General features: G+C 33.8%; 11 protein-coding genes. 3 read left to right on the forward strand and 8 right to left on the reverse strand.

What is annotated here, in order from left to right; genetic code table 11:
- Positions 1–107 precede the first annotated feature (107 nt).
- The 7 genes from DM444_RS07480 to DM444_RS07510 all read right to left on the reverse strand — a co-directional run bounded on the left by DM444_RS07480 (position 108) and on the right by DM444_RS07510 (position 17,297).
- Complete coding sequence (locus DM444_RS07480; RefSeq protein ID WP_111285202.1) at positions 108–1,727, reverse strand: ABC-F family ATP-binding cassette domain-containing protein; 1,620 nt, start codon at positions 1,725–1,727, stop codon at positions 108–110.
- Positions 1,728–2,024: 297 nt separating this feature from the next.
- Positions 2,025–2,798, reverse strand: coding sequence for a TlpA family protein disulfide reductase (locus DM444_RS07485; protein WP_111285204.1), 774 nt, complete (start codon positions 2,796–2,798; stop codon positions 2,025–2,027).
- Between the two features lie 336 nt (positions 2,799–3,134).
- The gene (gene chiA, locus DM444_RS07490) at positions 3,135–7,883 is read right to left on the reverse strand and encodes a T9SS-translocated chitinase ChiA (RefSeq protein ID WP_111285206.1); all 4,749 of its coding nucleotides are present in this window, start codon (positions 7,881–7,883) and stop codon (positions 3,135–3,137) included.
- 494 nt (positions 7,884–8,377) lie between these two features.
- On the reverse strand, positions 8,378–10,444 hold the full coding sequence (locus tag DM444_RS07495) for a beta-N-acetylhexosaminidase (protein ID WP_111285208.1): 2,067 nt from the start codon (positions 10,442–10,444) through the stop codon (positions 8,378–8,380).
- 151 nt (positions 10,445–10,595) lie between these two features.
- Positions 10,596–12,533, reverse strand: a complete 1,938-nt coding sequence (gene nagB / locus DM444_RS07500; protein ID WP_111285210.1) for a glucosamine-6-phosphate deaminase — start codon at positions 12,531–12,533, stop codon at positions 10,596–10,598.
- A gap of 110 nt (positions 12,534–12,643) precedes the next feature.
- Positions 12,644–14,221, reverse strand: coding sequence for a RagB/SusD family nutrient uptake outer membrane protein (locus DM444_RS07505; RefSeq protein ID WP_111285212.1), 1,578 nt, complete (start codon positions 14,219–14,221; stop codon positions 12,644–12,646).
- Positions 14,222–14,231: 10 nt separating this feature from the next.
- Positions 14,232–17,297, reverse strand: a complete 3,066-nt coding sequence (locus tag DM444_RS07510; RefSeq protein WP_111285214.1) for a SusC/RagA family TonB-linked outer membrane protein — start codon at positions 17,295–17,297, stop codon at positions 14,232–14,234.
- A gap of 275 nt (positions 17,298–17,572) precedes the next feature.
- Here DM444_RS07510 and DM444_RS07515 point away from each other — a divergent pair, with 275 nt between their 5' ends.
- The 3 genes from DM444_RS07515 (at position 17,573) to DM444_RS07525 (ending at position 20,960) form a co-directional block, all read left to right on the forward strand.
- Positions 17,573–18,625, forward strand: coding sequence for a sensor histidine kinase (locus DM444_RS07515; RefSeq protein ID WP_111285216.1), 1,053 nt, complete (start codon positions 17,573–17,575; stop codon positions 18,623–18,625).
- Positions 18,615–19,316: a LytR/AlgR family response regulator transcription factor gene (locus DM444_RS07520; protein ID WP_111285218.1), complete on the forward strand. Its 702-nt coding sequence runs from the start codon at positions 18,615–18,617 to the stop codon at positions 19,314–19,316. Before DM444_RS07515 ends, DM444_RS07520 begins: the two co-directional genes overlap by 11 nt.
- Before the next feature lie 174 nt (positions 19,317–19,490).
- Positions 19,491–20,960, forward strand: a complete 1,470-nt coding sequence (locus tag DM444_RS07525) for an MFS transporter (RefSeq protein WP_111285220.1) — start codon at positions 19,491–19,493, stop codon at positions 20,958–20,960.
- A gap of 123 nt (positions 20,961–21,083) precedes the next feature.
- Here DM444_RS07525 and DM444_RS07530 read toward each other — a convergent pair whose 3' ends face one another.
- Positions 21,084–21,581 (reverse strand): hypothetical protein, encoded by a 498-nt coding sequence (locus tag DM444_RS07530; RefSeq protein WP_111285222.1) that lies wholly within the window; start codon positions 21,579–21,581, stop codon positions 21,084–21,086.
- Positions 21,582–21,640: the final 59 nt, after the last annotated feature.

A 21,640-nucleotide genomic window follows, 5' to 3' on the forward strand; every position in this document is an offset into this window, starting at 1 on the left:
AAATTGGAGTTTGGGATTTTTTTATAGATGTAGAACTTTGTCAAAGTTTGAAACTTTGACAAAGTTGTAAGTTCAAAAATTGGAATTTTCAAATTGGAATTTAAAAATTAAAGATTGTACATCTTCTTTCTTTGTTCTTGAATTTTTTCATCATCAAGATATTCATCAAATGTCATGTAACGATCGATAACTCCGTTTGGTGTCAATTCTACGATTCTGTTACCAACAGTTTGCGCGAACTCGTGGTCATGCGTTGTGAAGATTACAGAACCCTTAAAGTTTTTCAATGAATTGTTGAAAGCTGTAATAGACTCCAAATCTAAGTGGTTTGTTGGCTCGTCTAACATTAAAACGTTAGCACGCTCCATCATCATTCTAGACAACATACAACGCACTTTTTCTCCTCCAGATAAAACTCTAGACGTTTTTAAAGCTTCTTCTCCAGAGAAAATCATTTTTCCTAAGAAACCTCTAATGAATACCTCATCACGCTCTTCTTCTGTTTTAGCGTATTGACGTAACCAATCAACTAAACTCAAATCGTTTTCGAAATATTTGTGGTTTTCAGCTGGCAAATAAGCTTGGTTGGTTGTAATTCCCCAATCAAAAGTTCCAGCATCTGCTTTTTGTTCGTTGTTTAAGATTTCGTAGAAAGCAGTTGTAGCACGTGAATCTTTAGAGAAAAGAACGATTTTGTCGCCTTTCGCCATGTTCAGGTTAATATCTTTGAATAAAACTTCTCCATCAACAGAAGCAGCTAAGTTTTCTACATTCAAAATCTGATCTCCAGCTTCACGATCCTGATCAAAAATAATTGCAGGATAACGACGGCTTGAAGGTTTGATTTCTGAAATATTTAATTTCGAAATCATTTTTTTACGAGAAGTTGCTTGTTTCGATTTCGCAACGTTTGCACTAAAACGACGAATAAATTCTTCCAACTCTTGTTTCTTCTCTTCTGCTTTTTTGTTTTGCTGAGCACGTTGTTTTGCCGCTAATTGGCTAGACTCGTACCAGAAAGTATAGTTTCCTGAATAGTGATTAATTTTTCCGAAATCAATATCAGAAATATGTGTACAAACCGCATCTAAAAAGTGACGGTCGTGAGATACAACAATTACAGTGTTTTCGTAGTTTGCCAAGAAGTTTTCTAACCAAGCGATTGTCTCGAAATCCAAATCGTTGGTAGGCTCATCCATAATCAATACATCCGGATTTCCAAAAAGCGCCTGCGCCAAAAGCACACGAACTTTCATTTTTCCTTCCATATCTCCCATTAAAGTATAATGATCTGCTTCTGAAATTCCTAAGTTAGACAACATTGATGCAGCGTCAGAATCGGCATTCCATCCATTCATTTCTTCAAATTGAACCTGAAGCTCTCCTATTCGGTCTGCATTTGCATCATTATAATCTAAATAAAGTTCATCCATTTCTTTTTTAACAGCATACAAAACTTTATTTCCCATTAAAACGGTTTCCAAAACAGTATGCTCATCGAACATGTTGTGGTTCTGGTTTAAAACCGACATACGTTTTCCCGGCTCTAAATGAATATGTCCAGAAGTTGGGTCCATATCACCTGAAATGATTTTTAGAAATGTAGATTTCCCAGCACCATTGGCTCCAATAACGCCGTAAATATTTCCGTGAGTGAATGTGGTATTTACTTCGTCAAACAAAATTCGTTTGCCAAATTGAACTGATAAATTATTGACTGTTAACATGAATGTCTTTTTAATTAATTTGGTGCAAAAGTAGTGAAAAAGGTTCTAAGTTGCAAAGATACTAAGGTGCTAAGGTTTTTATGCTGGTGATGAGAGGTTCTCCCAGAGTCGCTAAGGCGCAGAGTTTTGTTTAAATCCTATTAATTTAAAGTTACAGTTTGTCATTTCGACTGAAAGGAGAAATCACACAAGAAACTCCGCAAAGCATGTCTTCAATCATTGTCGATTAACTAGTGTGATTTCTCCTTTCAGTCGAAATGACAAAAAATAGGGTTGCTTTGCGAGATTAATTACAACTTACAATTTACTTTGTTTAGCCAAAGCCACTTCAAGACTCTCAAAATTAGGAAGCACTTTAGCAATCATTCCTTCTTTGTTGATTATAAAATGTGTTGGGAATGAATTCAATTGCAACGATTCATTCATATATTCCTTCATATCTGGAATTACAGAATATGAAAGTGGTTTTCTTGCCAGAAATGTTTTTAATTGTTCTGCTGAATCTTCGGCTAAACTCATAAAAACGATATCGTTTCTATCTTTATATGCTGAAACCAATTTATTTACCTGTGGAAATTCTTTAATACATGGTGTGCAGTGAATGTACCAGCATTTTATCACAATTATTTTTCCTTTCATGGATTCGTTGGTTACCAGATTTCCGTCTAAATCTTTGAATGAAAATTGCGGAAAAGCTGTTCCTTCCATTTTGTAGTTTTTATAAGCATCAAAACCAATTTGATTGATAGTGGCTTTTATACTTGTATCTGTTTTTGGCAGGATTTTGAAGAGTTTGTAAACGTAAATATCAGCTTCAGATTTTAATCGGATTGGTATGAAATTTCCGTTTGCTAATTGATCTAGAAAAGCTTCTTTTGAAATTTCTTTTGATGCAACATCCAACGCTTTAAAATCTCTTGAAAGCATAATTTTTTTATTCTGATAAACAGACCATTGTTCGTAAGTTTTCTGTATTTGAATAGGATCGACTTCTGGATTTCCGAATTTGTTTTGACTAAAAGAAGTATTAAAAATTAAAAATGAGATTATAATAGTAAATGCTATTTTCATGAAGTTTTATGCGATAGTAATAAAAGTCAAAAGTACTGATTTTTTTTCACCCGCTGATTTGTCATTGCGAAGAACGAAGCAATCTCACTTACTAGATCAATTTTAGTGCGGTTGCTTCGTTCCTCGCAATGACATACTTTGTGCTCTTTTAAAACATAAAAAAACCTGGCAGTAAAAACTACCAGGTTCATAATGCGCTACCTGAGGCAAAAACCAAATAACAAATTACCTCAGTTCACAGCATTTATTCGAAATAAAAATAGATTAAAACATAAATAACCAAACTCAATTTTAACCATCCCAATTTTCTATTTCTAAATTTTCAATCCTTTTATTTTAGTTCAAAAAGTTCATTACTTTCAATGACTTTTTGTGGCCTGATTTATCTGTTACTATCACAACAAAAATCTGTTTACTAGCAAAACTTGGGCTATTAAGCAGCACTTCTTTATTGTTTTGAATATTTCTATGACTTGTAACATTTTGTCCTATCGTATTGAATACGTCAACCTGAGCAATTTCTTCTGTTTCGTTAGATACAGATAAAGTATTATTTCTAAAATAAGCCACAGTCGTATTGCTTTCAGTCGTTAAATCATCTACAACCAATGTTTTTGCGGTACCTTGCGATGCAAAATAAGCCGCGTACGCTTTAGATAATTCAGATGAATTACCACAAGAAGATGCATCCCAGTTTACAGACCAAGTCATTAAACCTCTTAAAGAAGGATATGGTCCGCCTGGCTGCATAGTGTATGTTCTTCCAGAAAAAGTAGTTCCGTTTCTTAAGTAATCCATAGCACTAATTCCTTCTGCTGGCGTTAAATAACCGCTACCCGCTGCACTCGGACAAGCTGGCAATGCAATAAGAACTTTTGAAGCTGGCAAGCCATCAAAATGCATTCCCGTTGAAGCAATGTTATAACCTTTTATGATCATATCGGTTAAGGCTGTAACCATGTTGGCTTTCTTAGCCGTACCATAATATTGACCATCTAATCCGTTTTCTCCTCCTGTATTATACAATTGTACCGCTAACAAATCCAATTCATTACGTAAGTTTTGAATGATTGGCAAGAATGAACCAAAAGTATCTGTATAAGTTGTATATCCACCTTGTACGTATTGTGTTTCTGGAGCTGCAGTTAATAAAAATCCAGGACCATAGTACGCTTTTAATTCTTTGAAAGCATCTACTACGTTTTTCAATCTTGGATAAGCAGAAATACCCGCATAAGAAATATCTCTTAAACCTCCTGCGTTAAAGTTCATCGATCCGCCTTCAAAATCGATATCAACACCATCAAATTGATACTCATCAATAATGGCTTTTAGACCATTAACAAAAATATTTTTCTGAGTAACATTGTCTAGAACAACATGACCATTTTGACCTCCAATAGAAACAATAACTGGAACACCGCTATCTCTTAAAGTTTTTATATCATTTTTCAATAATTGCTTATCGAAAACGCCATTGGTCAAATATCTAGCATCATTTGTAGTTAGTATTGGCGTATAACCATCACGATTAACGGTTTCTACGAAAGAATAATCAACTACGTTAAATTTACTTCCCTTTATTTGAGAGAAATATAAAAATGGAGCAGACGTATTTTCCCAAGAATGCGCATATCCTAAAATAATTTTAGATGGTAGCGGAATGAATCTATTACCAATTATTGTAGCAATTTTAATTGTATTGTTTAATGTAGTTACCGCAGCTTTATTATCTGTTGCTTTAATTACAATTGGATAATCCTGATAAGCAGTTGGCGTAAAATTATACATATAAGTATTATTTGTCCCTGCTGTCATATTAAATGTGCCTCCATTTATTGTAATAGTAACACCAGAAACCGATCCGTCACTATCAACAGCTGTAACTGAAATTGGCACAGCCTGGAAAGAACTTTGGTATACAGTAGTATTCGATGGTGAATTCCAAGTGATTACAGGTAATGTATTTGGACAATTTGCACCTGAACAAGTTAATGTAAAACTATATGTTTTTGAATCTGTTGTTCCGTTTGATGCAGTAGCTGTAACAGTTAATGTATGAGAAACTCCAAACTGATTTGCTGCTGGTGTCCAAACTGCTGTATAAGTTCCTGAAGAATTGGTAGCAGTCAAGTTTTGTCCATCTAAACTAAATACAACAGATGAGATTGTAGTGGCATCAGAAGCACTTAATCCAACACTTGCAACAAAATTAATTGCTGATCCTAAATTTATAGCAATCGCCGAAGCTGTTGGCGCTGTAATGGTAACCACTGGCTTAGTCGCAACGACCGCTTGTCTATTAAAATCATAAACCGTTGGAGTTGCTGGAACTGCGAAGTTGGCTAAGTTATTTGGATAATAAGTCACTTCCCCATTTTCCCATGAATTTAATTTTAAACTTAAAATTTGTGTATAACCTGCTACAACTGAATTATCGAAAGTGTAATTTCCTGATGCATCTGTTGTCGCTAAAACACTTTTCCAGTTATGTGTACTATCTGTCCAAGGTAGAACGATTTCTACTTTTGCACCAGATACTGGAGTTGTTCCGTTTTTAACTGTTCCGCTAATTAAGTTTGTCGCTGCCGCTAAAGCTACTTTAGCTGTTGAACTTGTATTAAAATTATAAACAGTTGGAGTTGCTGGAATTGCGAAGTTTGCTAAATTATTTGGATAATAAGCCACTTCTCCATTTTGCCATGAGTTTAGTTTTAAACTTAAAGCTTGTGTATAACCGTCTATAACTGAATTATCAAAACTGTATTTTCCTTGTGCATCTGTTGTTGCCAAAACACTTTTCCAGTTGTGATTATTATCTGTCCAAGGTAAAACTAGTTCCACTTTTGCACCTGCTACTGGAGTTGTTCCATTCTTTACAGTTCCACTAATTTTACTCGTAGTTGTTGCAACATCCTGAGTAAAATTCAACGTTTTATTAGCATTCAAATTAGAATAAACTGTTGAAGCTGGAGTAAAAGTTTGTCCTGTTAAAGCTGCAGTAACAGTATAATTTCCGCCAGAAGCTAAAGTTAGCGAATAAGCTCCGCTAGAATTAGTTGTTGCAGAAACATTTCCTGCTGTAGAAGCTGCTGTAATTGTTACACCAGAAACTGGAGTTGTTCCGTTTAGCACTGTTCCGCTTACAGTGTAAGTTACCACTGCCGCGCCTTGCGTGAAATTTAATGTTTTATTGGCATCAATTGCGTTGTAAACAGTTGAAGCTGGTGTATAAGAAAATCCAGTTTTTGCAGCTGTAACGGTAAAGTTTAATCCCGCTGTTAAACCTGCAACGCTGTAAACTCCACTTGCATTTGAAACTGCTGTTAAAGTCGTACTTCCAGAAACTGCTGAAACTGTTACGCCAGAAACAGGAGTTGTTCCGTCAAGAACTGTTCCGCTTACCGTGTAAGTTGGCTGTGTTCCATTGATTACAACCGCTGTCTGATTTGTTGTAACATTTGTTAACGATACTGGAGTAAAGGTATAACTCGCTTTTAATGCTGTAAGCGAATAATTTTGTCCTGAAGTTAAATTGTTGAATGCAAAATTTCCAGTAGCCGAAACGACTGTTTGAATCACTGCATTGCTTGCATTTCTCAATTCAACTGTAACATTGGTAACCAAAGCCGATCCGTTTTTTACAGAACCAGAAATACTTACTGTTCCTGGAACAACGCTTCCAAAAGAAGTATCAACTTGGTTTAATAATGAATTCGGAATTGAACCTCTGGTATCTTGAGATAATTCCCAAATCATACCTCCTGCTAAGTTTCTTGATTTTATATACTGAACTTTTAAATCCATTGATTGTTTATCTTCATAAGAAATAAACTCTTTTCTAGTAGCATTATATAAATAAGGAACTTTTGTTGTATTGTCAAAATATCTTACCCATCCTGCTGAAGCTGCAGAAGCTGTTACCTGCATTGTATTTGGATCTAAATAAGCATGTGAATTAGTAACTGGATTCCCAACTAAATCACAGATTTCGATACTTCCTGAACGCTCGCACGCTCCAGAACCATCCCATGTTCCAATTGGATTTTGCGGATTGGTACATCCTCCAACAATATCTCTTGGCGCTGAAACAAATAATCCTGGTAAATTAGGATTTGTTCCATCATTTGCAACGTGGTCAAATTTCTTTCCGTAAAAAGGCAATCCCATGATTAATTTATTCGCAGGAAAACCAATTACATTTAAATATTGATTGGTTAATTCGTCTAATGATTCTGATTGAGTTGCTCCATAAAGCGGATCATTTGTATTTCCGCTTGAATATAATGGCGCATTGTAGCAGGTTTTATCATACCAGTTTCCTCCAAAATCGTATCCGAAATAAGTAATATAATCGCAATAAGTCGAAATATCTTCGGTCATACCATATTGTGATCTATTGTTTGGTCCTAAATACTGTTTAGAAACGTTTCTAACATTGTTTCCTGCAGCAATCGTAACCAGTTTATTTGGCATTGCTTGACGCATGGCTTTTAATAAGTAAACCAAATTTTTGTTGTCATCAGGACTGTATTTTTGTGGAGGAACAGGCGAACCATTTACTATTTCCGTACCATCAGTTCCGCCCGAAAGAGGATATTCCCAATCGATGTCAAAACCGTCTATAAATGGATATGTAGTAATGAAGTTTGCCATATCTGCTGCTAAAGCTGCTCTTGCTACAGGACTTGCAGCAATTGGAGAAAGATCTTGTCCTTTTGTCCAGCCTCCAACAGAAATTAAAATTTTTAAATGAGGATACTTTTCTTTTAATTTCATTAAATCATAAAAGTTTCCTTTTACTGGAGCATCCCAAGGAATGCCTCCTTCCATATGCTCAAAATCAGCATACGTGTCCAAACATTTTAACTTTGTATTCTCTGGATGGGCAGGATCATAAGTTGTCCCATAAAAAGAATAATTCAAATGCGTAATTTTACTTCCATCAATTTTCGGAACATTGAAATCCCGAGCATAAATAGACCATTGTGCATAATACCCTACTACTTTTTTTCCGTGGGCTGGTTGTGCCAACGCAAGTAAGGGAAACAGTAACAAAAAGAGCAATCTGTAATAATGTTTCATAATTAATAAATATTAGTTAATAGAAAATAAGTAATTGGGCCGCAGCAGTATAAAAACTTCTGGGTTTCGCTCAACTGCAGATTGGAAGCCCGCTGTCGATTGGAAATAAACTCAAATTAAATTCTATAGATAAATATTACTATTACTGATTCATACATAATCATTAGCCAATAGTAGTGATTGATATTTATTTATAATTTTAAAAAAAAATTAATGTCAAATACAAATGATAAATTTGGGACTACTCATCAATCTATACTCTTTTTTGTCATGTTTTATTCTATTCTCTTTATTTGGTTTTTTAAAGGTTAATACTCCGTTATTGGTTATTTTTTATAGTCAATCATTATTTATTATACTTGATGTAGTACTATTTAAAAAGAGATCTCAACATTATAATTACCCCTGCCATAGAATCATGGCAGAAGTAATTAACTCTCTAAAAAAACATTAGCAGTCTTAAAAACGTACTAAATACTAATTCAAACCAAACCTTAAAGTAATTTTTTTAAACTCTCATAAACAGACAGTTCAACATCTGCATGATCTTTTGTATTACATTGATCTATCAATTTTTTTAGATCTTCTGATTTTAAAGTTGATTTATTATCCAAAACCAATAATAATTCCTGAGAAGCATCATTTAGTTTTTTAGATAATGGTAATATTGGCTGTACTAATGGTGCGTTTGCACTTAGTGCCGTTAAATCTTTATGAACAGCAATCCATTTATTGAAAAATGAAGTTACTTTGGCTTTATTGTCTGCTGATTTATTAGCTAAATATTGAGTTACTGCTGCATCAAATGCTAAAGCATCTTTTGCATCTGGCCCACAAGCATCTGCAAACAATGTAAATGGAGAATACATTTGGTACTCTGTTCCTCCTTTGTTACGAGTATATCCTTTTAGAGGTTCGCTAACTTTAGAAAATTCTTCCAGCGATTGAATATTTTGATTGTTTGCAATATTTCTTAAAATCACATCTTTGTTGCGAATGTGCGTAATACCTAATTCTTCTAATCTAAAAGAAACAGTCTCTAAACGTTTACGCATATTTTCAACGTCAACTATATCTTCTGCCGACCATAATCTTTCTGCAATTGCAGCTGTTCTTGGCCAAATTCTCGAATCGATCGTCGCTGGTGTAGCCAATTCTGTCCACATTGTCGCTTCGCCACCCAAAATTCTTGCTTTTTCATCGCTTGTCAAGTTTGCTCCTTTTGGCATTGGATCATTTAAATAATGACTTGCAATTGGATACATTAAATCAATATAGTAGCCGTTTGATAAAACTGTTTTGTAACCTTTTTTAACAGCATCTACTAAAGATTGTCCTGCTGCCATTCCTTCGTTTGGACCTCTCCAAGAATGCACAATGGCTTCTTTAGATAAATCTTTGGTCAAAATTTCTTCCCAACCCATTAATTGTTTTCCGTGTTTCTTTAACATCGGTGCCAATTGCATCGTGAAATAGGTTTGCAATTCGTGGTTGGTTTTTAAATTATGTTTCTTTTTGAATTCTTGAATTTTCGGATTTGCATCCCAATCTTTTCCTTCGTTTTCGTCTCCTCCAATATGGAAATAAGCACCAGGAAATAATGGACAAACCTCATCAAAAACTTCACTTAATAATTGATATGTTTTAGGATTTGAAGGATCTAATGTTGGTGTAAAAATTCCAGCATTTCTTTCAACTCCATAGGTAGCGATTGCTGTACCTTGAATATTTTTTTCGGATGTTCCACCAGTCAGTGTAATTACTTTACTTCCAATTTCAGGATAAGCCGTTAAAATTGCAGATCCGTGACCAGGAACATCTATTTCTGGAACAATTAAAATACCGCGCTCATCAGCATATTTTACGATGTTTTTAATTTCCTCTTGTGTGTAATACATTCCATCCGAAGCCAATTCTGTAAACTTTGGATGTTTTTTCATTTCGATTCTCCAGCCTTGATCATCAACCAAATGCCAGTGAAAAACATTCATTTTCATTGCTGCCAATGCATCAATATTTCTTTTGATTACATCTATTGGCTGAAAATGTCTAGAAGCATCAACCATTAAACCTCTCCAAGTGAATCTTGGAAAATCTGAAATTTTTGAACTTGGAAAATAAAAGGAAGTTGCGTTGTTTTGAAGCATTTGCAATAATGTCTCCAAACCATGTAAAGCACCTAAATCACTTGATGCATTTAAAGTGATTTTTCCTGAAGTAATATCCAAATGATAACTTTCGTCTTCATACAAACCAATTTTCCCGCTTTTAGTACAATTGATTTGTAATTCTGCATTTGGAACTTCATTTAATTTGGTTATAAAACCTTGCTCAAAAAATATACCTGTTCTACCATCTAAACGGCGCAAAAAACGAGTTACTCCACCAAATATTCTTGGATTGGGATTACCTGTAATGTTTACTTTAAAATTTTTAGTTAAATTAAAATTACCTTCATTAATAACAACATTCTGAGGCCAAGGCATAAGGTTCAGCTGCTCTTTTTGGACTTGCGCACCTGCCGATATACCTGCAAATAATAGTACAAATAAATATTTCATTTTTCTTTTTTTTGGTTGGATAGTTTTTAATAAGTATCCTAATTTATATAAAAAAAGACAAAATTCAGAATGACTTCTGCATTACCTCACTTTTACCAGATAATCATCTGAATTTTGTCATTTGATTCGTTCAAAAACAAATCATAAAGCTTTAATAATCAAAGCGTTTAAAGGCTTCAATTGCTTCATATTCAGCTAAACCTAATTCATCATATAAGATGGCTGTATTCTTGTTTCGATCTTCTGCCCTAACCCAGAATTCTCGAGAATCATTACCTTGAAACATTACTCTATCTTTTTGAGATTGGTGATGTAAAATGGCATGACGTTTTAATAAAACCTCTGAAGGACTCAACGGAACCGCCATATCAATTTCATGAATATCCCATTCGTGCCAAGCTCCTCTGTAAAGCCATAACCAACAGTCATTCATGTAAGGTTCTGGTTTAAGTTCTTTTAGTGCTGCAAAAATGGCATTCAAGCAAACTTCATGTGTTCCATGCGGATCTGCAAGATCTCCAGCAGCAAAAACTTGATGTGGTTTTATTTTAGCAATAATATCTTTTACAATAGCAATATCTTCTGGTCCTAACGGATTCTTTTTAACTTGTCCTGTTTCATAAAATGGAAGATCTAAAAAGTGTGTATTCTCATCTTTTAAACCAATATATCTTGTTGCTCCATAAGATTCTCTTCTTCTGATCAATCCTTTTAGTTTTCGTACTTCTAAAGAATCGATCTGGTTTTCTGATTTATTGTTTAAAAATTCGATAACCGATTTGAAATTGATATCTGCTTTTTCATTTCCAACAAAATCACTGGCTACTTCTGCAAATTTTAATGCTTCATCATCTGAAACAGCGATATTACCTGAAGTTTGGTACACCACATGAACATCGTGTCCTTGTTTGATTAATTTTGAAAATGTTCCTCCCATAGAAATAACATCATCATCTGGATGCGGACTAAAAAGAATTACTCTCTTTTTTGCCGGATTTGCCCTTTCTGGACGATGAGAATCATCTGTGTTTGGTTTTCCTCCTGGCCATCCGGTAATGGTATGCTGTAAAATATTAAACATATTGATGTTCATATCATAAGCTGAACCTTCTTGAGCCAAAAGATCTGACATTCCGTTATTGTTGTAATCACGGTCTGTCAATTTTAAAATAGATTGTTTTGTTTTTTGGCAAAGCCAAACAATCGCCTTACTTTTCATTTCAGGTGTCCAAAGACATTCTCCAACTAACCAAGGCGTTTTAAAACGGGTTAATTCTGATGCCGCAGACTGATCTAAAACGAAAGTTGCATTTGGATGATTCTGTAAAAATGTTGCTGGTATTTCTGAACTGATATCACCTTGAATAGTTCTTTTAATGATATCTGCCTTGTTTTGTCCCCAAGCCATCAAAACAATACGCTTTGATCTCATAATAGTTGAAACTCCCATTGTTATGGCACGTTTCGGCACATTATCAATACCATTAAAAGCAGACGAAGCATCGACTCTTGTAATGTGATCTAATGTAATAATTCGAGTTCCAGAATTGATGTGAGAACCTGGTTCGTTAAAACCAACGTGTCCTGTACGGCCAATTCCTAATAATTGAAAATCAAGTCCTCCTGCATTTTTAATATTCATTTCATAATCGATACAATATTGATTTATTTCATCAATTGCTATTGTACCGTCTGGAATATTAATGTTTTCAGGCTTGATATCAATATGATTAAAAAGATGTTCATGCATGAAATAATGATAGCTCTGATTATTCTCTTTAGTCATTGGATAATATTCATCCAAATTAAAAGTAATTACATTGCTAAAACTTAGTCCTTCTTCTCTGTGCATTCTCACTAGTTCCTCGTAAACTTTTATCGGAGAAGAACCTGTTGCCAAACCTAAAACACAAGCTTTATTTTTTTCCTGCTTAGATCTAATTAGCTGCGCAATTTCCTGTGCTACAATTATAGAGGCTTCAATAGAACTCTTGAAGATCTCGTTATGAATTTTTTCAAATCGAGTTTCTTCAAATTTTCCCGCGCTTTTGTAACTGATATCAGGTTTTATTTCTAAAGCACTTTTCATTTCTTTTCTTTTTTTGTAGTAATTACCATTTTGATTTTAAGAATGGTATAGATCACTCTCGCAATCTATACCATTACTACTAACCAAACTTAATATCCTTGTTTTTTCTTTTAGAAGTTCGGAGCGTTAACATCCCACCAAGTTCTGGTGCCTCCGTTATCAGGTCCTCCAAGTTTTGCAATACCTGTTTTAAGACCTTCTGGGTTTCCATCTTTTTCAGTAGAAACAAAGTTTATTCTTCTAACACCGTACTCAGTAGTAATTGCACCAGCACTTTGGTTGTTAAGAATTGGCAATAATTTAGGGTAACCTGTTCTACGGTGTTCAGCCCAAGCTTCCATACCGTCAGGGAAATTAGCAATCCATTTTTGAGTAATGATTTTTTGCAATTTCACTTCGTTGCTTGCAGCATCATCCCAAGCAACAGTTACTTTATTTACAGCTAAACCACTGTTGAATGGAGCAACTGGATCTACATAATCTTTAGCTGTTTTTACATTATCTGCAATATAATCAGCGGCACCACCAACAGAAAGCTGTTCAAAAGAAGCCGTAATACCTGCTTTGTAAAGTGTTGCAGCGTCACCGCCCATATTCCAGCCTCTTAAAGCTCCTTCTGCTCTTAAGAAATAAATCTCAGCTGCATTTAACCAAACAACTTGTTTGTCTTCATCTATTATCTTACCAAAGTTCGAGAACTTAATGTGTTTTGACTTATCACCAAGAATACCACCAGTGCGAATTCCTTTATATTCTCCAGGAAACTCTTCTGAAGTTTTAAAATAAACACTTATTCTAGGATCATTGTAACCTCCCATGATAGATTCCATATCTGCAGACATACGGCTATCATTATATTCGTAAGCAGCAACTCTAAGTGGGTGTTGTGAAACATCTTTATTCACAATAAAGCTGTCTGCATTTACTGTCATTACACCAAATTTTTGACTAATCGCTTTTTCTGCTTCCGTTTTAGCCAAAGTTGGATTAACTTTTACAATACGCATTGCTAATCTTAAACGTAAAGAATTTGCATATCTAACCCATTTTGTATAGTCTCCTTTATAAGTCGAACGATCGATTTTTGTAAAAGAACTTACTTCTCCTGCATCAATTCTTTTTGTTAATTCCTCAACTGCAAAATCTAGATCTTTAAACATTAATCCATAAGCTTCTTCCTGAGAATCGTACCCAATTGCAGCATCTGTTGTTCCTAGTTTTGAATACACAATTGGTCCCCATGAATCTGCAGCTTTATGTAAAGTCTGTACTTTTACTATTGTTGCCAAAGCATAAAACTCATCATATTTTCCTTTAGATGCAGCTTCAACTTTTAAGTAATTTGCCATTACTTGTGTATAAATAGCTTCCCAACCCCAAAGGTTCCAGTTATCAGAAAGCGCATAAGAAAGGTTATTGTTACCATCAAAACCTGGTGCTGTCGTATAACCTCCCCAAGTATTACCAGATAAGTCAATTGCAACCTGATATTTCCAACCTGGAACGTTTACCATAACGTTGTCAAACATCGTTGTAAAAGGACCTTTAATGTGATTAAAATCTTGTGTCAGTTCCTCTTGTGTAAAACCATCAGGATTGCTATTAATCTCGTCAAAATTATCTGTACAACCAACTAAAGCCAAAAGACCAAGACAGATTAGTGATTTTTTTATATTATTTGTTTTCATGATGTTTTAATTAGAAAGTTACATTTAAATTAAGACCAATACTTCTTGTTGATGGTAAACCATAAATATCAACTCCTTGTAAGCCCTGACCTGTACTTAAAGCAATGTTTGGATCGAATGGTGCATCTTTATAAAAGAAGAATAAGTTTCTTGCGATTAATGATAAAGTTGCTGTATTAACAAATGGAATTGCTTTTTTGTTGAAAGTATATCCAAGCGAAACCTCTCTTAAACTTACATTTGTTGCATCATATACATACTCAGCAGTAGCACCGTTAAGACCACCTACAGCTTCATAGTATTTTTGAGCATCTATTTTAGTCACTTTCGTGCCATCAGGCATAACTGCATTTACAGCAACACCACCGGCATTTCTAGCATCTCCAGATCTTTTTGATACTCCATAAAAATCATTCATACCTTCAGTAATACTCATTACATCTCCACCAAAGCGACCATCGATCAAGAAATTAGCTGTAAAAGAACCAAATTTAAATGTGTTTGACCAGCCTAACATAAAATCAGGGTTTGCATTACCAACTTCGTGGAAATCAGCTTCAACTGCTAAGTTTCCTTTATCATCTAAAACAATTTCCCCTTTATCATTTCTCACGATACCTTTTCCTTCAATAACACCAAATGGTCTTCCTTCAGTTAAAGAGTATCTGTAATTAATATTATTTACAGGAGTTAATGGAATTTGACCTCCTAATTCTGCTGGGATTTCTTTTACTTTATTTCTATTATGAGAATAATTTACCATTGTTTCCCATGAGAATTTTTGTCCCTCAATAATTTTTCCACTCACAACAAGCTCGATACCTTGGTTGGCAATACTACCAGCATTTATTCCGTAGAAAGTATAACCGTAAGGGTTTGTTGCTGGAGCCGGAACTTGAATATATTGATTTTTAGTTTCTGAGTTGTAGTATGAAATTTCGAAACCTAATCTATTGTTGAACATTCTCCATTCAGTACCAAATTCAAATTCTGATTTCAATTCAGGTTTCAATCCTTCACCTGGTCTTGGCCCTACTACAGGAGGAATAATATTACCACCCTGAATAGTCGATTTTGGAGAAGTTACAAAAGCAGAAACGTCATTACCCACTTGAGCATAAGTTCCTCTCACTTTTCCGAAGTTAATCCATTCTGGCATTGTTGCCATTTCACTAATAAGAGCAGTAACCCCTACAGATGGATAAAAATAAGATGGAGTATCAGTATTTACTAAAGTAGAAGACCAATCATTACGTCCTGTAACATCTAAATACAACATGTTTTTATAACCAAAAGTTGCAGAAGCAAAAATTGACTGAACCTCTCTTGAAGAACCTGTAGCCTGAAGGCTTAAGTTATCTAAACCACTAGCACTTGCAAAATTCCCCAAAGTAAACAAGTTAGCATTTACAAGTCCGCCAACAATACCAGAATCTAAAGTAGTCGATTGATTTGCTAATGTGTTATTGATACTTGCTCCTAAAATAGCATTAAAGCTAAAATCTTCGTTGAAATTAGTATTAATTTTAGCAATCAAATCTCCGTAACGTTGTGTGCTTAAATTAGCAACGTTTATATATCTACCGTTTATATTAGATAAAGAAGTATTGGTCGTAGCATAAATCTTTTTATCATAATCATTTTCAACTCTATTATAGCTATATCTTGCAGCAATGCTTAACCAATTGTTTGCTTTGTATTCTAAAGCTAAATTTCCGTTGAAGAAATTATCTTTATCAATAGATTTATTTCTATTGATTAACCAATAAGGATTCTGAACATAAATATCAGCATTTGGTGCGCTGTAAAAGTTTTGACCGTATAGGTTTCTAGAAGGAATAAATGTTTCGAAATTATCTTTATAATAATTAAAGTCATTTCCTCTTTGGAACAAATAAACTCCCGTTAATGGGTTTGAGTAAAGTCCGTTTACAGGTCTGTTATTAATTGTTTGTGATGTATATTTTGCATCAGCAGAAACAGTTAATTTATTGTTGAAAAATTTACCTGTCTGGCGGATTCCAAAGTTGTTTTTCTTTAACCCGTTACCTTCAATAACTCCTGAAGCTGTAGTATTAGCGTAAGATATACTTGTTGAAGAAATATCAGATCCAGTTGTAAAAGCAGCAGAAGTAATTTGAGTAACTCCTGTGTTAAAGAAGTCTTTTACAAAATCATTTGATTGTACTTTTCCTCCCCAAGATTTTTGTGCATCCGCTGTTCCATATTCATACTGAAATTCTGGTAATGAATGAACAGATTCAAAAGTAGTAACAGAAGAAACAGCTAAATTCCCTTTATTTTCTTTAACTTTTTTAGAAGACAATAAAATAACCCCATTTGCTCCTTGAGATCCGTATAATACAGAAGCTGCTGCACCTTTAAGTACAGTCATTCCTTCATAGTCGTCTGGATTAATCAAAGAAATAACATCTCCTCCGTCACGGTTACCTCCAGCAGTACTTCCAAATGAATCATTTGACGCATTTGTATTACCCTGCTGATTTGAAGTACCATTATACATAGGAATACCATCAATAACGTAAAGTGGCTGGCTGTTCATAATAGATGAGTTACCACGAATAACTACTTTTGTAGATCCTCCAGTACCTCCAGAACTTTTTGTTACTGCAACACCCGCAACTTTACCCGCAATAGTATTAATAACGTTGGCATCTTTAACACGAGTCAACTCTTCCCCTTTAAGTTCTTGAGCCGCGTAAGTCAAAGATTTTCTTGTTTTCTTAACACCTAAAGAAGTTACCACTACCTCATTTAATGCATTAGATGCTGCCTGAACCATTTTCACATTAATTGTTGCAGCATCTCCTACAACGATAGTCTGAGTTTCTAGCCCTACATATGTGAAAACTAAACTTTGACCTTTTTGAACTTCAATTGTATACAATCCGTCAAAATCGGTAGTTGTTCCCTTTTGACCTCCTTGTACAGCAACAGAAGCTCCTGGTAATGGCATACCCTCAGAATCTGTAATCACACCCTTGACACTTTTTACTTGTGCAAGCGAAACCTGCGCCGTAAAAACAATCATAAAGATTAAGAAAATTTTTTTCATGTTTATTTTATTTTGTTAGTTATGAAGTAAAATTATTCTTAAGGCATTGTTAAAAAAAATAAATTAAACCAACGACAACAAAATTTAAACGAACGACATAAATCATTCAATAATACGTTTTACGAAAACGTTCTACATGAAAAAAAAAGCACCGATATCCTTTTTTTGCGAAATTTTATTCAAAAAAATTGTCGCTTTGCAGTTAATTGTTTAAAGTTGCACTTTATTTACTTCTTGTTAAGAAAAACTAAAATTGCTAAATATCTTAAAACCAATTGAAAGAAATTAAGAAAGTTAAATTTGATATTAAACTGCGAAACCATATATGGTTTTGGGGAGTTTATTTTACTTTGAATTTTTTAAGATGGGGAGCTTATTTCAATGATTATCCTTATGCATTCAAATCGAACTTGATCGAATTTTCACTTGTTATACCTTTAGTATATCTCAACTTATTCGTTTTAGTTCCAAAGTATGTATTAAAGCAAAAATATATCACTTATACGTTTTTCTTACTTTTGAGTTTATTTGCAATTTATTTAGCGAAGACTGCTCTTACCTATTATATTATTTCTGAAAACATCTGGCCAGAAGCCAATCGAGAATATCATCCGTTTGAAATTAACCATATTGTTGCAGTTTGCATAGGAGAGCTGTACGTTTTAGCAATGGCTTCTTCAGTTTATCTTACTTTGACTTGGTTGAGAGAACGCGAAAGAAATAGATCTTTACGAGAAAATCAGTTTAAGATTAAATTGAAATATCTGGAAAATCAAATTCAACCGCATTTCTTTTTCAATACCTTAAACAATTTATATGCACTGTCATTAGAATCTTCTAAGAAAGTTCCAGATGTAATCATTAAACTTTCTAATTTAATGGAGTATGTTCTGTACGATGTAAAAGGAACCAAGTTTGTACCTTTAATTAAAGAAATCGACTATATTCAAAATTATATTGAAATAGAAAAACTTCGTTTTGAAAACGTCGAAGTGACAATAAATCTGGAATCAAACATTGAAGATGTAGTTGTTCCTCCGCTAATCTTTATTTCTTTAGTAGAAAATGCATTTAAACATGGCGGTTTGAATAACAAAAATTTAAAAATCAAAATCAACTGTAAAGTTATTGACAATAAAACACTTGATTTTGAAATCTTAAATAATTTCGTAATTTCACAAAATCATAATCCAAAAAGAGGAATTGGTTTAGTAAATACGAAAAAGAGATTAAAGCTTATTTACAGAAACGATTTTAGTCTTAAGCACAAAACCAAACTAAATTTCTACATAATTAGATTACAAATACCAACTCAGAATGAAGATTAAATGCGTGTTAATTGATGATGAGCCTTTAGCTATTAAAGTCCTGCAAAATTATTTTACCAATTTTACAGATTTTGAAGTTATAGCCACATTCAATAATTCTTTGGAGGCACTGGATTTTATAAACAGTACACCTGTCGATGCCGTCTTTTTAGATATCAACATGCCAATGATGACAGGTTTTGAACTTATAAGTCTAATTGAAAGCAAAACCAAAGTAATTATCACAACCGCTTTTAGGGAATTTGCTGCCGAAAGTTATGATCTCGATGTATTAGATTATTTGGTAAAACCAATTCCGCTTCCAAGATTCATAAAATGTATCAATAAAATTACAACTGAATATAATCTCAAAAACAATATTAAAGTCGAAACCACAAAAGGCGATTCTCATATTTTTATTAAAGTCGATAAAAAAATGATGAAAATTAATATTGAAGAAATTCTGTTTGTTGAAGGAATGAAGGAATATATAAAAGTTGTCACTCCCGATAAAACCTATATTACTCATAAATCTCTTACATCATTATCTGAAGAATTACCTGCAGATCGCTTTCTTAGAATTCATAAATCTTATGTCATTGCACTAAATAAGGTGAAATCTATTGAAGGAAACCGCGTGCAAATACAATCTTATAACATTCCAATAGGCCGAAACTACAGTAAAGAGGTCAAAAACAAGATACTGGAATAAAATATAATTACGAATTACATTTTCTAAGTAGGTTAAAATTAACACTTTGTTGAAAAAACACTGTCGTTGGTTTAAATTTAACATTATTTATGCCTTTTTATTTTTTTTTGATAATCCTAACAAATATATTTACGGTCTTCAAAAAACAAATAATAAAAAATTAACCTCATTATTATGACTTCAGAAAATGTACAAACCAAATGGGGACAATTTATCTCTTTGATAATTGTTTTCTTCTTTTGGGGTTTCGTTGGATCTGCCAATGATATCCTGATTCCAGTATTCAAAAAAGTATTTACGTTATCGCAAGTACAATCACAATTAGTAGCATGGGCTTTCTATGCAGCTTACTTTGTGGGATCAATTATATTCTTCATAGTTTCATTAAAAGTAGACGTTTTGCAAAAATACGGCTACAAAAGAACCTTATCTGCAGGATTAATTTTATCTGCTGTAGGTTCATTTTTATTCGTTCCAGCTGCTACAACTCAAAGTTTCCCTTTCTTTTTAACAGCTTTATTTACAGTAGGATTAGGATTCTCGATTCAACAAATTGTAGCAAATCCATTAGCAATTAAAATGGGTAGCCCAGAAACTGGAGCGCACCGTTTAACTCTTGCTGGAGGAATCAACTCTTTCGGAACAACAATCGGTGCGATTTTATTAGGTATCGCTTTGTTTGGAATGGGAGACAACAAAAAAACAGCTCTTTCTTTAGAAGATATTAAATTACCATTTATTATTTTAGGATTGGCTTTTATTGCTGTTGCTGTATTTATGAATTTCTCAAAAATCGAAGATCCAGTAAAAGAGGAAGAAGCAATAATTAAAGAAAAACACAGTAGTTTTAACATTCTTGACTACCCGCAATTATACTTGGGTATGTTAGGAATTTTTATTTATGTAGGTACTGAAGTAACAATCATTAGTAATTTACCAGCTTTATTACATACATCTGAATTCGGAAATGTACTAGAAGATGCTGTTGCACCATTTATTGCTCTTTACTGGGGAAGTTTAATGATCGGTCGTTGGAATGGTGGAGCAAACGTATTCAACACTTCAAACTTAGTAAATACTGCACTTAAATTTATCGTACCAGCTGTAGCTTTTGGAGTAATTATCGGAGCAAATATCTTTGCTGCACACGATGTTTCTTCATTCTATATCTACCCAATCTGGATTTTATTATTTATCGCTGTAAGTTTTGTTGGTGGTAAAAACGCTGGAAAAACATTAATGCTTTTCGGAATTTCAGGATTAACAATGATGGTATTAGGATTAGCTTGGCCAAACCCAGAAATTGCTAAATTCTTCTTTATCTCAGGAGGTTTATTCTTGTCTATCATGTGGCCATCAATCTTCGATTTAGCAATTGCTGGTTTAGGAAAAAATACAGGAAAAGCATCTTCTTTCTTAATCATGATGATTCTTGGGGGTGGAGTTATTCCATTAGTTCAAGGAAGTATCTGTGATTTAGATGCAACAAATCCAAACGGAATTTTCGGTATCACATACACTCACTTCTCTTACATTGTACCACTTATTGGTTTTGCATATTTAGGATTCTACGGTTTCTACTGTCCTAAAATCTTGAAAAAACAAGGAATCAGCCACGTACAAAGCGAAGGCGGCGGACACTAAAAATTAGAAAAATTCAATATAAAAAATCCAAATTCCAATTTGCTAATCGGAATTTGGATTTTTTTTATCTTAAAACAAAAAACTTAGAAACTCAGCATCTCAGAACCTTAGTACCTTAGATCCTTACTTCGCATTAATTATATTACTCAAATTCTTCTTGAAAACAGCTTTATTTTGCGGCGTTAAAGTATAAACAACATCTTTATCAGCATGAACAATTACTTTGTCTATATCAGCACTTAAAAGCGCTTGAGGATCTTTAATCTTAAGGGTGCAAGCGCCATCAAAAAAACCATCATCTTCAATAGTTTTTCTAGCTTCTATAACAGTTCCATCACTTAAAACGGCAGAAATAGTCATTTCACTATTTAATGTTTTCGAATAAAAACCATCCATAACCAACAAAAGTCGATACGAGTTTTTTAATTCAGGGCCTTTAAACTCATGTCTTGTAATATTATAGCGAAGACCTTTGGCAAGAGTTTGAAATTTAACCGAGCAATCTAATTCAAAAGTAGCAACATCACCCGCTTCATTTACTGAAGTAATAACTTTAGCAGCTTGGGCGTTTACAGAAAAACTCGCTACAAAAAAAGACAACATTAGTAATACAACTTTCATATTTAACGATTTAAGATTCAATATAAAAGTAAAAAAAATCGTCTCTTCTCGTTAGAAAA

It is taken from the genome of Flavobacterium ginsenosidimutans, assembly GCF_003254625.1.
GTDB classification, from domain to species: domain Bacteria; phylum Bacteroidota; class Bacteroidia; order Flavobacteriales; family Flavobacteriaceae; genus Flavobacterium; species Flavobacterium ginsenosidimutans.

Excerpts from the sequence above, each read along its gene's own strand:
- DM444_RS07510 (WP_111285214.1), bottom strand. The coding sequence starts at position 17,297 with ATGAAAAAAATTTTCTTAATCTTTATGATTGTTTTTACGGCGCAGGTT.
- nagB (WP_111285210.1), bottom strand. The coding sequence starts at position 12,533 with ATGAAAAGTGCTTTAGAAATAAAACCTGATATCAGTTACAAAAGCGCG.
- DM444_RS07485 (WP_111285204.1), bottom strand. The coding sequence starts at position 2,798 with ATGAAAATAGCATTTACTATTATAATCTCATTTTTAATTTTTAATACT.
- DM444_RS07505 (WP_111285212.1), bottom strand. The coding sequence starts at position 14,221 with ATGAAAACAAATAATATAAAAAAATCACTAATCTGTCTTGGTCTTTTG.
- DM444_RS07495 (WP_111285208.1), bottom strand. The coding sequence starts at position 10,444 with ATGAAATATTTATTTGTACTATTATTTGCAGGTATATCGGCAGGTGCG.
- DM444_RS07525 (WP_111285220.1), top strand. The coding sequence starts at position 19,491 with ATGACTTCAGAAAATGTACAAACCAAATGGGGACAATTTATCTCTTTG.
- DM444_RS07520 (WP_111285218.1), top strand. The coding sequence starts at position 18,615 with ATGAAGATTAAATGCGTGTTAATTGATGATGAGCCTTTAGCTATTAAA.
- DM444_RS07530 (WP_111285222.1), bottom strand. The coding sequence starts at position 21,581 with ATGAAAGTTGTATTACTAATGTTGTCTTTTTTTGTAGCGAGTTTTTCT.
- chiA (WP_111285206.1), bottom strand. The coding sequence starts at position 7,883 with ATGAAACATTATTACAGATTGCTCTTTTTGTTACTGTTTCCCTTACTT.
- DM444_RS07480 (WP_111285202.1), bottom strand. The coding sequence starts at position 1,727 with ATGTTAACAGTCAATAATTTATCAGTTCAATTTGGCAAACGAATTTTG.